Raw genomic sequence first — 14424 nt, forward strand, 5'->3', positions numbered from 1 at the left:
ACATCAGGGGCCGTTCGGCCCCGTTCCCGGTGCGACCATCGTGGCCGGTTACAACCGGTGGCCCACCGTAGCGAGCAATGCGCCCAGCGAGAACCACCACACCCACCCGAGGCGCTTGTTCAGCGCCTGGATGGCCGCGCCGACCTGCTGAAGTCCGACGCCGGTGTTCGAACCCGCCAAGGTTTCGAGCACGCGATGCACGTCGCCCCGAGTGGCTGGCACATCCAGATCATCGGGATCGCTGGTCACAACATCACTGAACCATGATGGGTGCTCGCGCTCCATGCGATCCCACATCCCCGTGAACAGGTTGTGCGGCAACAGGTCGGAGTGCGGATCGGCGTTGACGACCGCCCACGACGCCTCGCGCAGCGCGTCCCGATGCTCGTGCCCACGCCACAACTGTTCGTTGCGCACCATCTCGCCAAACCCCATGGCGCCGTCACGCGCGACGGCCGCGGCGATTTGATCCGCGCTCAACGAACGGGACGCGTACACCGCAGCACGCAGCGCAGGATCGTCGCTTGCCAGGAACTCATCGACCCGCTTGCTGTTTTTTGCCAGAGCGAGACGGGCCAGACCCTTGCGGACGTTCTGGAACGGCGAAAGCGATCCGTGTTTGATGCCTTCGTCATCGTCGGGCGCCCAACGGGCGGCCAAGACCAGCGGATCGTCGATGCCGTGGCCGATGGGGAGCAACACATCGAACAGCCACCCGAGCGTGAAGGCCCACGCCTTGGTGTTCGGCACGCTCCCCGCCATTTTCCAGGCGGCCTCGAACACTTTGTTGTGCGAGAACTCGGCGTAACCGTCGGCGAACGACTGGTCGTACGGCGTGCTCATGCGCGGGTTGCTCGTCAGGGCTCGCAGTGCCGTCAAACGCTGGGGCTCGGAGAGGCACGTCCAGGATGGACCACCGTTGAAAAACGCTTCAAAAAACTGGTTGTTCAGGGACGGATTTTTGAAGAAGGCGGTCAGTTCCTCGTCCGTCGCGGCGGGGAACCAGTCCATAGGGCTGTCGCCGAAGAACGCCGTCGGCCCGTTGCTCATAAAACTTGCACCTGCAGTGACGTTCGAGAGAAGGGACAGCCGGATGGCGAGGTCATGCGTGCTGTCGCCACGATGGGCAGCACGCAGGGCTCGGCCCGTCGGAAGGTGGCAGCACCAGCGTGCAAGGGCAAGGTCTATGAGCGGATCGTGCCGATCCAGCAACGCCTGCTCGAACTGCTCGTCGGCCGTCTCGCTGAACGGCTGCTTTGCGACTTGCGCGCCGCGGTCCTCTAGGTACCGGACCACCGTTTCTGCTGGGCTGACGACCAGCCGTGCCTCGTCCACCACGCTGTTGAAACTTCGCACGTTCATCCCCCGTTGTTTTGTCGGGGGAATGTAGCACGCTCGGCAGTCGCACTGGCCGCCGGAGCGGGGTTCACTGGTCAGCCATGCCCCAACAACTTCGCCCCCCAGTGCCAAACCTGGATGATTTGCTCGTGGTAGTTCCACGCGCCGAAGGCCACGGCGATCACGGCGCCCCAAAACCAATGCTCACGGACCTTTTCGACGCCGGCCTTGAGCGAGCGCCCGTTGCGCTCGAACCAGGTGGCGTTGGTTTTCAGCGTTCCGCTGTGCGCCCGCTCGGCAAAGTTGGCGAACACGTCGACCTTCGACAGCGTTGAGCGGTGCATGTCCAGAAACCGCTTTTGCTCGAACGCATCGGCCTCGCTCTGCCCGACCATGAAATCGCGCGGCGTGATGTGGTTTTTCTCCATCAACGACTGGATGCGGGGATGCCCGGTGTACTTGTTGCCGTAGATCGCGATGAGCACGCGGGACAAGTCCACCAGTTGCTTCTCGTCAATGTGGAAACTTTGCGATCCCAGCACGGCGGCCCGGTGTTCCAGCGCCGGAAAGCCGTAGTTCATATCGCGCATGTTCCAGTGCAGCCACGTGTGAAACTGATGATCGCGGGCGAACGCAAAGAAATCGTTCAGCATTGCCTTTTCGAACTCGTCGTACCGGTTTTCGATCTGGTCCAGGGCGTGGGCGCGCTCGGCGGCAAAATGAATGGAGAACGAATGGGTCTGGCCCGATTGCAGGTTCCGCACCGCGATCGACGTGACGCGCGGCGAGTCGGCCTTGGTCTGGTCGTAAAAACTCTCGCACGAGTAGTGGACGATGAGGGTGTTTTCGGGCTTCTTGAACAGGTCGTTGAGTTGCGTTTTCGCCCGTTTCCAGCGGTCGTAGAGGTCTTGTTGTTGGCCCATGGTGCGGTGGTCTCTTCTTATTCCGACGGCGACCATAGCACAGACGCTGTTCCGTGCAAAACAGCGTCGTTTCGATAATACTTGAAATATCGAATGGAAGAGGGTAGGCTTTAGCAGATGGACCAAAACCTTGTTGTGCGCGCCCTAGGCGCGCTTGCTCACGATTCCCGGCTCGCGATTTTTCGCACCCTCGTTGTTGCTGGACCGTCCGGCATGGCGGCGGGGGACATCGCGCAGCGGCTGGGCATCGCGCCGTCCAGCCTGTCGTTTCACCTGAAAGATTTGACGCACGCCGAACTGGTGACGCCTCGCCAGGAAGGGCGGTTCGTCATCTACACGGCGAACTTCAAGGCGATGAACGGCCTGATCGGTTTCCTCACGGAGAACTGCTGCGCGGGCGCGCCCTGCGTCGCGAGCGATCCGGCGAACTGCTGCGGAGAAAAGTGATGAAGCGTATGCACATCCACGTGTCCGTCGATAACCTCGACGACAGCATCCGGTTCTACCGGGCCATGTTCGGTAACACCGAACCCACCGTGCGCAAAAGCGACTACTGCAAATGGGAACTGACCGATCCCGCGGTCAACTTCGCCATCTCGCAACGCGGCGCCAAGCCTGGCGTGGACCACATCGGCATCCAGGTCGAAACCGATGCGGAACTGGCCGAGATGAACGCGCGCTTTGCCGCTGCGCAACTGCCCGTACAGGAGCAGATCGGAACGACCTGCTGCTACGCAAAATCGGACAAGGCATGGACCGTTGACCCGCAGGGTGTTGCGTGGGAGACCTTCAGGACGCTCGAAGCAGTGCCGGTCTACGGCACATCGCACGAGCCGTTGCCCTCGAACGCCGCCTGCTGCGCGCCGGTTGAAGCGATCGTCACGTTGCGGGGCCGGGCATGAGCGACAAAACCTATTCCATCCTCATCCTTTGCACGGGCAACAGCGCACGCAGCATCATGGCTGAAGCACTCTTCAACGTGCTGGGCAAGGGCAGGTTTCAGGCATACAGCGCCGGCAGTCACCCGACCGGTACCGTCAACCCGTTCGCCGTGGAGCGTTGCGCCGCGATAGGCTACGACACGTCGAACTTGTGCAGCAAAAGTTGGGACGAGTTCGCAACGCCCGAAGCTCCGCGCATGGATTTCGTCGTGACGGTCTGCGACCAGGCGGCCGGCGAGGTTTGCCCCCTCTGGCCGGGCTCGCCCTTGACCGCCCACTGGGGCTTCGAAGACCCCGCAGCGTTCGACGGTACCGGCGAACAAAAGCGGACGGTGTTCGACAAAGTGTTCCGCCAAATCCTCGGCCGTGTGAGCCAGTTCGTGAACCTGCCGCTGCACGTGCTGGACCACAACGCGATCCAGCAGGAAATGCGTGCGATCGGCCAACGTCTGCCCGAGGTAACGGATGAGCAGCACTGAAACATCGGTCCCGAGCGCAAAGCCAGCCATTAGTTTCTTCGAACGGTATCTGACCGTGTGGGTCGCGCTCTGCATCGTGGTCGGCGTGTTGCTTGGGCAAGCGATGCCCAACGCCTTTCAGGCCATCGGCCGGATCGAGGTCGCCCAGGTCAACCTGCCGGTGGGCCTGCTCATCTGGATCATGATCATCCCGATGCTGGTCAAGATTGATTTCGGGTCGATGACGCAAGTTGGCCGGCACTGGCGCGGCATCGGCGTCACCCTGATCGTGAACTGGCTCGTTAAGCCTTTTTCAATGGCGTTACTCGGCTGGTTGTTCATCAGGCACGTGTTCGCGCCGTACCTCCCGGCGGACCAACTCGACAGTTACATAGCCGGTCTGATCCTGCTGGCCGCGGCACCGTGCACGGCGATGGTGTTCGTGTGGTCGCAACTTTGCAAGGGCGATCCGTACTTCACACTCTCGCAGGTCGCGCTGAACGACGCGATCATGATCGTGGCCTTTGCCCCGTTGGTCGCGTTGCTGCTCGGGCTGTCGTCGATCACGGTGCCCTGGAGCACGCTGATCACGTCGGTGGCGCTGTACATCCTGATCCCCGTGGCGCTTGCGCAGGTTGTGCGCCAACGCCTGCTCGCGAGGGGCGAGGCCCATTTCCAGCGCGTGATCGCCAGGTTCGGCCCGTGGTCGATCGGTGCCCTGCTCGCGACGCTCGTGCTGCTGTTCGCCTTTCAGGGGCAGGCCATCGTTCGCGAGCCGCTGGTGATCGTCATGCTGGCGGTGCCGATCCTTATTCAGGTGTTTTTCAACTCGGGGCTGGCCTACGTGCTCAACCGTCGTTTGCATGTCGAGCACTGCGTGGCCGGGCCGTCCTCGCTGATCGGTGCCAGCAACTTCTTTGAACTGGCCGTTGCGACCGCCATCAGCCTCTTTGGGTTCCACTCCGGGGCGGCGCTGGCAACGGTGGTCGGTGTTCTGATCGAGGTGCCCGTGATGCTGTTCGTCGTCGGGATCGTCAACCGTTCACAGCGTTGGTACGAAGCGAGCCAACGCGCCCAGGGAATGCGTTCATGAGCGTCACCATCTACCACAACCCCGAATGCGGAACCTCGCGCAACGTGCTCGCGTTGTTGCGCGCTGCGGGCCACGACCCGAGGGTGATCGAGTACCTGAAAACGCCGCCTGAGCGCGAAACGCTCGAACGGCTGATCGCCGACAGCGGTATGGCGGTTCGGGACGTGCTGCGGATCAAGGGAACTCCCTACAAGGACCTGGGGCTTGACGATCCCACGTTGCAGGACGCGCAGTTGATCGAGGCCATGCTGGCTCACCCCATCCTGATCAATCGCCCGCTGGTTGTCACGCCTCGTGGCACGCGGTTGTGCCGCCCGTCCGATGCCGCGGTCGAGTTGCTGGACCAGCGCCCGACCGGCGACGTGATGAAAGAGGAGGGCGTGCCGTTCATCGTTCGTCGCCAGGTGGCTGGAAGCGATCACGCGCTCCGGCAAGCGTTGCTCGATGCAGCATTGCCCACCGACGACCTCGAAGAGCCCGGCCGTTCGTTTTTCGCCTACGAGACGCTGGCCGGTTCCCTGCTCGGCTACGGCGGCTTCGAGCGCTATGGCAATCAGGTACTCGTGCGGTCCCTGGTCGTGCTGGCTGAACATCGGCGGCACGGCATCGGCCGCAACATGCTGGCCGTTTTGCTGCGGGACGCGTTCGACGCGGGCGGCCGTACCGCCTGGCTGTTGACCACAACCTCCGCGGCTTTTTTCGAGGCGACAGGGTTCAAGGCAAATCCTCGCGAGGTGGCACCTGTCGAAGTGCTCGCGACACGGCAGGTCACAGCGTTGTGTCCGGCGAGCGCCGTACTCATGTCGCGCGCCATCGTCTTTTAGCCCGGCGCCACGCAATCGAGGAACACGCTTTGAACGCTATCAACAACGGCGGCCAGCCGTCGGCCCTGCTCGACCTGCCGAACGTCAGCGCCCGGCATCTTGACCTGCCGGACCTGAACAAACTCGAACCCGGGCCTGTGGCGAACCACGCGCCGCGCATCCTGCTGCTCTACGGTTCCCTGCGTGCCACGTCGTACAGCCGGTTTCTCACGCTAGAAGCCGAACGTATCCTGCGCCACTTCGGCGCGGACACCCGGCTTTTCGATCCTCACGGCCTGCCGATCGTGGACAGCGTGACGGCCGATCATCCGAAGGTGGTCGAACTGCGCCAACTGTCCGAATGGTCCGAGGGCCAGGTGTGGTGCAGCCCGGAGCGCCACGGCACCCTGACCGCGGTGTTCAAGAACCAGATCGACTGGTTACCGCTCGAAAGCGGCGGTGTTCGTCCAACGCAAGGTCGAACGCTCGCGGTGATGCAGGTGTGTGGCGGCTCGCAGTCGTTCAACGCGGTGAACGCGTTGCGAGTGCTCGGCCGATGGATGCGGATGGTCACCATCCCCAACCAGTCGTCGGTGGCGAAAGCTTGGCAGGAGTTCGACGCGGACGGTCGGATGAAGCCCTCGCCCTATTACGATCGGGTCGTGGACGTGATGGAGGAGTTGTACAAGTTCACGCTGCTGGTGCGCGACCGGTCCGACTACCTGACCGATCGGTACAGCGAGCGCAAAGAAGCGCACCCGGAACTTGCGACGGCCCTGGCGTCGGCGGCGATGATCCACGAAACGGCGATCGACAGTGCAGACACCGACGACAGCGAGACGGAGTGATACCGACGGCCTGCGAGGCGCGGTCGAGACGTGGGCGCTTGCCGCCGCCCAACTCGTTTCGTGGGGCTCGATCTATTACGCGTTCTCTCTGTTCGTCGTGCCGATGGAGAGCACGCTGGGATGGAGTCGTACGGCCACGAACGCCGCGCTCTCAACGGGCCTTTTAACCTCGGGCCTGGCTGCTTATCCCATCGGAACCTGGATCGATCACGGTCACGGGCGTCGCGTCATGGTCGGCGGGACCGTCTTAGCGGCGGCGATGCTGATGTTGTGGTCGCAAGCGCATAGCCTCGTGACGCTTTTCGTCGTCTGGATCGGACTAGGCGGCGCGATGGCCGCGACGTTGTACGACCCGGTTTTTGCCGTCATCACGCGCGATTTTCCAACGACGTTTCGCACCAAGATCACGTTGATCACGCTGGTTGCGGGATTCGCCAGCACCGTGTTCATACCATTGACGCAAGGTTTGGTTGGCACGTTCGGATGGCGCCGTGCGCTGCTTGTGCTGGCCGCTGCAAACTTGGCCGTTTGCCTGCCGGTTCATGCTGTCGCCATCCGCCGGAATATCCCGGACCGCGATCATTCGGGCCACCGGGCCGCAATCCGGGCGACCAACTCGGCAGCGACCCGGCGTGCTTTGCGGACGCCGACGTTTTGGGCGCTGGCCGTGTGCTTCACCGCGTACTACGCGACGTTTGCGGCGCTCACCTTTCATCTTGTACCGCTCATGATGGAGCGCCAGGTGTCGGCCGCGGTGATCGTGACCACGATGGCCGTCATCGGACCGGCTCAGGTGCTCGCCCGAGTGTTTTGGTTCACGGTCGGCCGCAACGTTTCGCCGTCGATCGTGGGGCTGGTGATCACAACGGCGTTTCCCGCGTCGGTGGTGATCCTCATGTTCGCCGGCACGTCGGCGCCGATACTGATCCTGTTCGCCGTCGTCTACGGCGGTGCCAACGGCATGATGACGATCTTGCGCGGCACGATCGTGCAGGACCTGATGTGGGCGGAAGGGTACGGGGCGGTCAGCGGGCTGCTATCGGCACCGTCGAACGTCGCGAAGGGCATCGCGCCGATTTCGGCCGCGGCCATTTGGACGCTGGGACATGATTATGGTCCGGTGGAATGGGTCGTTCTGGTCGTCGGCATGGTGTCGGCGGTCGCTTTCAGCGTGGCGGTGGCATGCGCCCGTCGATCGGCAAGGGCGGCGCTGGGCACTGGCCGCAGCATCTAACGAAGCATCCGATGTGAGCGGGCGGCCGGATAGGTCACGCCGCCGGGGCGTTCGTGAACGCCCGCACGTCGCCGAGTCGGTAGCGCACCACGCCGTTCGGCCCGAACGGTTGCACCCAGGCCGGGCCGAGCCCTACCCGCCGATCGTTCGCCAGTTGCGCGACCGAACGGCCCAGCAGCGTCGCCACCTGCTCGGTGGTCAGCAGGTGATAGTCCGCCCCGGTTTTCAGCAGTACGGCCAGTTCGGCGGCGTCGTTCAAAGCATTGGTCATGGTTTCCCCGTTTCGAGTGGTGTCACGGACCGCGTGGGCCTTTCCGGCTCGGCAGGGGTTCGGTGTTTTCGGCGTCGATGATCGCCCGCAGTTCGGCGGCCTCACGCGCCTGGTCGGCCCGCAGCCAGTCGGCCAACGCCTCGTCGAGAAGATCGACGTGCGTGCGACCGACGAACCCCAGACGTTGCGCGCGCACCGGGCTCACCGGCGCAGCCGGTTCCGGCGCGCCGGTCGCCACGCCGTCCAGACCGTCCAGCCAACCCGCCATCGCATTCACCGGCACATGCCGCACACCATTGACACGGCGCGAGCGCAGATCGGGCAGGCCGCGGCGCAGGGCGTCGCGAGCGTTTTGCACCGCGTAGCGGCCGAGGCCACCGAGCACGTCGGCGATCGACGGCAGCGGCACGTTCAGCACGCCGGGGCCGGCGAGATTTTCCAGCCGCTGGCCCGGCGTGAGCATGTCTTCGAGCGTGCCGAACGCTAGGACGCCACTTTCCGCGGCCAGTTTCGACTCGTGGGTGCTCGAATACGTCGCCTGACCTTCGAAGAACTTGCGCAGGGATTCGATCGGGTACCGGATCGAGCCTTTCGGCCCCCACGGCAACGCCCAGGCTGGGCCGCGCTGGGCCGTTCGATCGTCGGCCAGTTGCTTGACCGACCGGTTCAGCAGTGCGCTGACCTGGTCGGGCGTCAACTGATAGTTGCCGGGCGCGGTCCCCAGCAACGTAATCAGCTCCATCTTCGTCAGGCCGTCAAAAGTCGTGCTCATCGTGTGCTACGTGGTCGTGGTGTTGTAAGCAGCATGATACCGTGCAGCCCCGGTGCCCGAAATCCGACCGGAAATCGCCGGAAATCACTGGTGGCAGAGGGGTACGCTAGGGATACGCAAGAGAAAATGCGGCAGTGAGGTTTTGGCAATCCCCAAGTATATGAAGGGTTTAAGCCAGATTTGTTGCCACTGAGCAATGGATCATGAATCCGCTGTCGGGCGGTGGCATCGCGAATCTTTTCTCGACGCACCCGGCCACGGAAGAGCGCGTCGCCCGTTTGATGGAAATGGCGCGCACGGGGCGCTTCGACTAAGCAGTCGCGCTTCAAAACGCTTCAAAACGTTTCACAAAAAATTCACGACACGCATCCACGGCGCTAGCGTGAAGCAAAAAAGGCGAGCCTTCCGGCTCGCTTTTTTTTCGGGCAACAAGGTTTGCGCGTGAACAAAGCCATTGCCGCAGTCCGCCAGCGGCGGCTCCCGCCCTGCGCCACGCTACAATGCACGCTGATTGCGCTGCGCGCACCGCGCGGCCTGCACTTGTTTCTTTCATGACACCAAAGCCTTCTTCGCGTTCAGCTTCTTCTGCAGCGCGCCCGCGCGAATTCCGTTTGTCGGTGTTGCATCTTGCGCCCGAGTCGCTGGGCTTTGCGCTCGACAGCGCTGGTCAGGCGATCGGCGCCGTGCGTCTCGGCGCAGCGTTGCCGGCTGCGCTGCAATCGGTCTTCGTGTCCGCGCCTGAGGGCACCGTTGCTGCCGCGCGCGGGGCCGTGCAGGACATCGCGTATCGCACGATGCGCCGTCTCGCTACTGCTGAATGGCTGATTGCAAAGCTGGTGAAGAAGGCGCCGCCGCCGCACGTTGGTCATGTGCTCGCCTGCTCGCTCGCGTTGCTGATCGACGACGAAGCCAACGCCGCTTATGCGCCGTTCACCGTGGTCGATCAGGCGGTCAGCGCGATTGCCGCTCGCCGCGAATTCTCGTTCGCCAAGGGACTTGTCAACGCGGTGCTACGCAATTTCCTGCGCGAGCGTGAGACGCTGCTGAACGATGCACAAGCCGACGAAGTCGCGCACTGGAACTACCCAGCGTGGTGGATCGACGCCGTGAAGCGCGCGTGGCCCGACACGTGGCAGGCAGTGCTCGCAACCGGCAATACGCAAGGCCCGCTCACCTTGCGCGTGAACGCCCGTCACTCGACCGTCGACGCGTATCTGCAAGTTCTGCAAAATCATCAGATTGCCGCGAGCCGTATCGGTGATTACGCCGTCAAGCTCGACACGCCGATCCCGGTGGACCGCATCCCCGGCTTCAGCGACGGTGTGGTCTCGGTGCAGGACGCCGGTGCGCAACTCGCCGCGCAACTGCTCGGCGTGCGCGACGGCATGCGCGTGCTCGATGCGTGCGCGGCGCCCGGCGGCAAGACCGGTCATCTGCTGGAACTGGCGAATCTTCAGCTCGTGGCGCTCGAAAGCGATGCATCGCGTGCAAGGCGGATCGGCGAAAATTTGCGGCGGCTAAAGCTCGATGCAGAAGTGCGGATCGGCGACGCGGGCACGCCGTCGAAATGGCACGACGACACCGACCAGCCGTTCGACCGCATCCTCGCCGACGTTCCGTGTTCGGCATCGGGCATTGTGCGGCGTCACCCGGATATTCGCTGGCTGCGCCGTGCGTCCGATATTCCCGCGCTGGTCGCCGAACAGCGCCGCATACTCGAAGCGCTCTGGCCGCTCGTGAAACCAGGCGGCGAATTGCTTTACGTTACGTGTTCGATCTTCCCCGAAGAAGGCGAGTTGCAGGCGCAGTGGTTTGGAAACAAGTATCAGGATGCGGTACGATTGGACGCGCCGGGACAACTGCTGCCATCAGTCGCTCGCGCGCCCGCCGAGACCTCGGCCGGTTCCGATGCCGGACAATCCGCTGAAAACAGCGCCGGTGCGAACTCAGACCACGACGGATTTTTCTACGCGCGCTTCCAGAAACGGTGACCATCAAACGCTTCTTCCCGCTTCGGCTCGCTGCCGTGCTCTGGATTGCGCTGGCCGTATGGCTGGCAGCACCGGGCGTGGCGCATGCCGACTCGATCGCGGTGCAGCGGGCGTCGCTGCAGGCTGACAGCAGCGGCTGGAGTCTCGACGCGCGTTTCGACTTCGACCTGAACAGCAATCTCGAAGACGCGGTCAACAAGGGCATCCCCCTCTACTTCACGACCGACTTCGAACTAAGCCGGCCGCGCTGGTACTGGTTCGACGAGCAACCGGTGAGCGTGTCGCAAAGCATTCGCCTGTCGTTCCAGCCGCTGACGCGCGAATACCGCGTGTCGAGCGTGTCGTCGGGCGGCTTGCAGCTTGGTTTCAGCACACTCAAAGACGCGCTCGCGGTGATCAAGCATGTCACGTCCTGGCATGTGATCGACCGCAATCAGGTGCAGACCGGTGAGACCTATACCGCGTCGGTGCGCATGCAACTCGACATCGCGCTGATGCCCAAGCCGTTCCAGATCGACGCGGTGAACAACCGCGACTGGAACCTCGCCTCCGAATGGAAGCGCTTCACCTTCACGGCGGCCGAACGTGCTAAATAAAGTGCGCTCATCCACAACCAGCGTCAGCAGCCTCGTCGTACGAGTGCTGGTGTCGACGGTCGCGGTCACGGCCGTGCTGCTGCTCGTGCTGCTCGCCGCGGCCAGCGCCAATACCGAATTTTTCGACCGCTATTACCAGTGGCTGTACGCCGCCAACGTCGCGGTTGCGATGATCTTTTTGCTGGTCGTGGTGACGCTGGTCGTCATCATTATTGCGAGGTTGCGCAAGGGCAAGTTCGGCACGCGACTATTGGCGAAGCTCGCGTTCTTTATGGCGCTGGTGGGCGTGGTGCCGGGCGGCATCATCTACATCGTCTCGTATCAGTTCGTGTCGCGCAGTATCGAGTCGTGGTTCGACGTGAACGTCGAAACCGCGCTCACGTCCGGCCTGAATCTCGGGCGCGGCATGCTCGACGCGTCGCTGTCCGATCTGCAAACCAAGGGCCGCCTGATGTCCGAGCAGCTCGCCAGCGCGGACGCGGCCGGTACCACGCTGACGCTGCTGCGCTTGCGCGATCAGTTCGGCGTGCAGGATGCGACGATCGTCGAGCCTACTCGCAGCATGTCCGGCGCGACGCCCGAGATGCACGTGGTGGCGCAGGCATCGAGCAATTACGCGACGCTCGTGCCGAACGACCTGCCCACTCCACTGATGATCGATCAGGCGCGCGGTCGCGGCTATGCGGCGATCGAGGGAGAGGTGGACGGCGATCCGAACGCACACGGCGGCAAAGGCGCATTGCGTCTGCGGATCGTGCAGCGTATTCCCGATTCGAATGCCGCGCTATTGCAGCCTGTCGAGCGCTTCCTGCAACTCACGCAGCCAGTGTCGCCAACGCTCGCGCGTAATGCCGACGCGGTTCAGCGCGCGTATCGCGAGTATCAGGAAAAGGCGTTGGGCCGCACCGGTCTGCGCAAGATGTACATCGGCACGCTGACGCTCGCGCTGTTCCTCGCCACCTTCATCGCGATGATGCTTGCGCTCGCGCTCGGCAATCAGCTTGCGCGGCCGCTGTTTCTGCTCGCGCAGGGCACCAAGGAAATTACCGAGGGCGACTACACGCCGAAGCGCGAAATCAAGTCGCGTGACGAATTGGGCTTCCTTACGCAGTCGTTCAACGCGATGACGCGACAGTTGTCGGAAGCACGCGCGGCGGTTGAGAACAATCGCATCGCGCTTGAGCATTCAAAGGCGTATCTGGAGAGTATTCTCGCGAATCTGACCGCCGGCGTGTTCGTGTTCGACCGGCAGTTCAGACTGACCACGGCAAATCGCGGCGCCGAGCGGATTTTCCGTCAGCCGTTCCAGGCGGTGCTGGGTTCGTCGCTCGATCAGATTGGCGTGTTGAGCGAATTTGGCGGGATGGTGCGCAAGGCGTTTGCCGATCGCGAAGCGGCGAGCGGCGACGGCCACGACGATCGCGGACATTGGCAGCAGCAGTTCTCGGTCGGCGTGCCGGGCGAAACCGATCCGCTCACGCTGCTCGTGCGCGGCGCGCGTCTGGTGTCCGCGACCGACCGCGATGCCGAAGACATGCAGACATCCGGCTACGTCGTGGTGTTCGACGATATCTCCGACGTGATTTCCGCGCAGCGTTCGATTGCGTGGGGCGAAGTCGCGCGGCGGCTCGCGCACGAGATCAAGAATCCTCTCACGCCGATTCAGCTTTCCGCCGAGCGTCTGCAGATGAAACTCGCCGACAAGCTCACGCCCACCGACGCCGATTTTCTGAAGCGCGGCGCGACCACGATCGTGAACCAGGTCGCGGCAATGAAGCAGATGGTCGACAATTTCCGCGACTACGCGCGCACGCCTCCGGCAGTGCTCGCGCATCTGCAGCTGAACGACCTGGTCAGCGAAGTGCTCACGTTGTACGGCATCGAAGAGGGTAAGGGCGCGATTCAGGTCGAGCTCGCGGCATTGCCGGCGATTCGTGGCGACGCGACGCAATTGCGTCAGGTTATCCACAACCTGCTGCAAAACGCACAGGATGCGGTGGCCGATGTCGAGCATCCACGTGTGTTGCTCGAGACGAGGACAGTAGAATACGGTGACCCCGACGCGGAGGGCAAAGTCCGCGTCGCGGTGCGTCTGACCGTGTCGGATAACGGACCGGGGTTCCCCGCGCGCATCCTCACACGCGCATTCGAACCTTACGTGACGACCAAGGCCAAAGGTACGGGCCTGGGACTTGCGATGGTCAAGAAGATCGTCGACGAGCATGGCGCGCGCATCGACATTCGCAATCGCCTGAAGGCGGGCGACGTGATCGAAGGCGCGCAAATATCGATTCTCTTCCTTCAACTGGCAGACGATGCCGCGGCGCCTGGTTCATCGGGGCCGCGTCCGGCGCACGTCGGTGCGTCGCAGGGAAAGACAAAAGCAACAGTGCAGACAAGGGCAGCGTAAATGGCAACCATCCTGGTGGTAGATGATGAAATGGGCATCCGGGAATTGCTCTCGGAGATCCTGAGCGACGAAGGGCATGTCGTGGAGGCCGCTGAAAATGCGCAGGAAGCGCGCGACTTCCGCTTGCGTCAGGCACCGGACCTGGTGCTGCTCGACATCTGGATGCCGGACACCGACGGCGTGACTTTGCTCAAGGAGTGGGCCGCGCAAGGTCAGTTGACGATGCCGGTGATCATGATGTCCGGTCACGCAACGATCGACACGGCAGTTGAAGCGACCAAGATCGGCGCACTCAATTTCCTCGAGAAGCCGATTGCGTTGCAGAAGCTGCTGAAGGCCGTCGAGCAGGGTCTCGCGCGCGGCAATGCGGCGGCTGCTCCCGGCGGCGCGGCAGCTAAGCCGGTGATGCCGGTGAGTTCGTCGGCGGTGGCGTCGGCGGCTGCGTTGCCGATGTTGTCGACCGACGGCATGGGCAGTGGCGCGCTGGCTGCGCAAACCGCGTCGATCTCGTTCGATATTCCGTTGCGCGATGCACGCGACGCGTTCGAGCGCGCGTACTTCGAATATCACCTCGCGCGCGAAAACGGCAGCATGACGCGCGTCGCTGAAAAGACGGGGCTTGAGCGTACTCACCTGTATCGCAAGCTCAAGCAACTCGGCGTCGATCTCGGCAAGAACAAAGGCGAGTAAAGCTCACGGGCTGCGGGCGAAACCCTCCCCGAAAGATTTTTTTGGGAAGGGGCTTG

At 63.2% G+C, this 14424-nt stretch carries 15 protein-coding genes and 1 pseudogene; 12 read left to right on the plus strand and 4 right to left on the minus strand.

Annotated features, from left to right (window positions below; translation table 11 throughout):
* Positions 1-48: 48 nt before the first annotated feature.
* Both ABH945_RS11235 and ABH945_RS11240 read right to left on the minus strand, forming a co-directional pair.
* Positions 49-1362 (minus strand): hypothetical protein, encoded by a 1314-nt coding sequence (locus ABH945_RS11235; RefSeq protein ID WP_429250590.1) that lies wholly within the window; start codon positions 1360-1362, stop codon positions 49-51.
* 71 nt (positions 1363-1433) lie between these two features.
* On the minus strand, positions 1434-2261 hold the full coding sequence (locus ABH945_RS11240) for a hypothetical protein (RefSeq protein WP_429250591.1): 828 nt from the start codon (positions 2259-2261) through the stop codon (positions 1434-1436).
* Between the two features lie 117 nt (positions 2262-2378).
* Between ABH945_RS11240 and ABH945_RS11245 the strand changes: the two genes are divergently transcribed.
* From ABH945_RS11245 to ABH945_RS11275, 7 genes are all read left to right on the plus strand, one after another.
* On the plus strand, positions 2379-2708 hold the full coding sequence (locus tag ABH945_RS11245; protein WP_406867801.1) for an ArsR/SmtB family transcription factor: 330 nt from the start codon (positions 2379-2381) through the stop codon (positions 2706-2708).
* Positions 2708-3163: an ArsI/CadI family heavy metal resistance metalloenzyme gene (locus tag ABH945_RS11250; protein WP_406867802.1), complete on the plus strand. Its 456-nt coding sequence runs from the start codon at positions 2708-2710 to the stop codon at positions 3161-3163. The genes ABH945_RS11245 and ABH945_RS11250 overlap by 1 nt, the downstream gene beginning before the upstream one ends.
* The gene (locus ABH945_RS11255; protein ID WP_406867803.1) at positions 3160-3681 is read left to right on the plus strand and encodes an arsenate reductase ArsC; all 522 of its coding nucleotides are present in this window, start codon (positions 3160-3162) and stop codon (positions 3679-3681) included. The genes ABH945_RS11250 and ABH945_RS11255 overlap by 4 nt, the downstream gene beginning before the upstream one ends.
* Positions 3668-4753: an ACR3 family arsenite efflux transporter gene (gene arsB, locus ABH945_RS11260; RefSeq protein ID WP_406867804.1), complete on the plus strand. Its 1086-nt coding sequence runs from the start codon at positions 3668-3670 to the stop codon at positions 4751-4753. The genes ABH945_RS11255 and arsB overlap by 14 nt, the downstream gene beginning before the upstream one ends.
* The gene (arsN2, locus tag ABH945_RS11265) at positions 4750-5577 is read left to right on the plus strand and encodes an arsenic resistance N-acetyltransferase ArsN2 (RefSeq protein WP_406867805.1); all 828 of its coding nucleotides are present in this window, start codon (positions 4750-4752) and stop codon (positions 5575-5577) included. Before arsB ends, arsN2 begins: the two co-directional genes overlap by 4 nt.
* A gap of 65 nt (positions 5578-5642) precedes the next feature.
* A complete protein-coding gene (arsH, locus tag ABH945_RS11270; RefSeq protein WP_406868490.1) occupies positions 5643-6404 on the plus strand; it encodes an arsenical resistance protein ArsH in 762 nt (253 codons plus the stop codon).
* Positions 6373-7638: an MFS transporter gene (locus tag ABH945_RS11275; RefSeq protein WP_406867806.1), complete on the plus strand. Its 1266-nt coding sequence runs from the start codon at positions 6373-6375 to the stop codon at positions 7636-7638. The genes arsH and ABH945_RS11275 overlap by 32 nt, the downstream gene beginning before the upstream one ends.
* Positions 7639-7672: 34 nt before the next feature.
* Here ABH945_RS11275 and ABH945_RS11280 read toward each other — a convergent pair whose 3' ends face one another.
* Together ABH945_RS11280 and ABH945_RS11285 are read right to left on the minus strand one after the other, a co-directional pair.
* On the minus strand, positions 7673-7909 hold the full coding sequence (locus ABH945_RS11280; protein ID WP_406867807.1) for a helix-turn-helix transcriptional regulator: 237 nt from the start codon (positions 7907-7909) through the stop codon (positions 7673-7675).
* 22 nt (positions 7910-7931) lie between these two features.
* Complete coding sequence (locus tag ABH945_RS11285; RefSeq protein WP_406867808.1) at positions 7932-8681, minus strand: hypothetical protein; 750 nt, start codon at positions 8679-8681, stop codon at positions 7932-7934.
* Between the two features lie 191 nt (positions 8682-8872).
* Here ABH945_RS11285 and ABH945_RS11290 point away from each other — a divergent pair.
* The 5 genes and pseudogenes from ABH945_RS11290 to esaR form a co-directional block, all read left to right on the plus strand.
* A pseudogene (locus ABH945_RS11290) lies at positions 8873-8995 on the plus strand (protease HtpX); the annotation flags it as partial.
* A gap of 237 nt (positions 8996-9232) precedes the next feature.
* On the plus strand, positions 9233-10672 hold the full coding sequence (gene rsmB, locus ABH945_RS11295; RefSeq protein ID WP_429250592.1) for a 16S rRNA (cytosine(967)-C(5))-methyltransferase RsmB: 1440 nt from the start codon (positions 9233-9235) through the stop codon (positions 10670-10672).
* Positions 10669-11268: a DUF4390 domain-containing protein gene (locus ABH945_RS11300; RefSeq protein WP_074762674.1), complete on the plus strand. Its 600-nt coding sequence runs from the start codon at positions 10669-10671 to the stop codon at positions 11266-11268. The genes rsmB and ABH945_RS11300 overlap by 4 nt, the downstream gene beginning before the upstream one ends.
* Positions 11258-13678 carry a sensor histidine kinase gene (locus ABH945_RS11305; protein WP_074762675.1) on the plus strand — a complete coding sequence of 807 codons (2421 nt, stop codon included), beginning with the start codon at positions 11258-11260 and terminating at the stop codon, positions 13676-13678. Before ABH945_RS11300 ends, ABH945_RS11305 begins: the two co-directional genes overlap by 11 nt.
* Positions 13679-14368: a response regulator transcription factor EsaR gene (gene esaR, locus ABH945_RS11310; RefSeq protein ID WP_074762676.1), complete on the plus strand. Its 690-nt coding sequence runs from the start codon at positions 13679-13681 to the stop codon at positions 14366-14368. It abuts the gene before it with no gap.
* The last annotated feature ends 56 nt before the right edge of the window (positions 14369-14424 follow it).

Origin of the sequence: Paraburkholderia sp. GAS333 (assembly GCF_050435665.1) — a bacterium.
Classification (GTDB): Bacteria; Pseudomonadota; Gammaproteobacteria; order Burkholderiales; family Burkholderiaceae; genus Paraburkholderia; species Paraburkholderia fungorum_A.

Bases quoted from the DNA above. Each gene is read 5' to 3' on its own strand.
- ABH945_RS11235 (WP_429250590.1), bottom strand. From the start codon at position 1,362: ATGAACGTGCGAAGTTTCAACAGCGTGGTGGACGAGGCACGGCTGGTC.
- ABH945_RS11240 (WP_429250591.1), bottom strand. From the start codon at position 2,261: ATGGGCCAACAACAAGACCTCTACGACCGCTGGAAACGGGCGAAAACG.
- ABH945_RS11245 (WP_406867801.1), top strand. From the start codon at position 2,379: ATGGACCAAAACCTTGTTGTGCGCGCCCTAGGCGCGCTTGCTCACGAT.
- ABH945_RS11250 (WP_406867802.1), top strand. From the start codon at position 2,708: ATGAAGCGTATGCACATCCACGTGTCCGTCGATAACCTCGACGACAGC.
- ABH945_RS11255 (WP_406867803.1), top strand. From the start codon at position 3,160: ATGAGCGACAAAACCTATTCCATCCTCATCCTTTGCACGGGCAACAGC.
- arsB (WP_406867804.1), top strand. From the start codon at position 3,668: ATGAGCAGCACTGAAACATCGGTCCCGAGCGCAAAGCCAGCCATTAGT.
- arsN2 (WP_406867805.1), top strand. From the start codon at position 4,750: ATGAGCGTCACCATCTACCACAACCCCGAATGCGGAACCTCGCGCAAC.
- ABH945_RS11280 (WP_406867807.1), bottom strand. From the start codon at position 7,909: ATGACCAATGCTTTGAACGACGCCGCCGAACTGGCCGTACTGCTGAAA.
- ABH945_RS11285 (WP_406867808.1), bottom strand. From the start codon at position 8,681: ATGAGCACGACTTTTGACGGCCTGACGAAGATGGAGCTGATTACGTTG.
- rsmB (WP_429250592.1), top strand. From the start codon at position 9,233: ATGACACCAAAGCCTTCTTCGCGTTCAGCTTCTTCTGCAGCGCGCCCG.
- esaR (WP_074762676.1), top strand. From the start codon at position 13,679: ATGGCAACCATCCTGGTGGTAGATGATGAAATGGGCATCCGGGAATTG.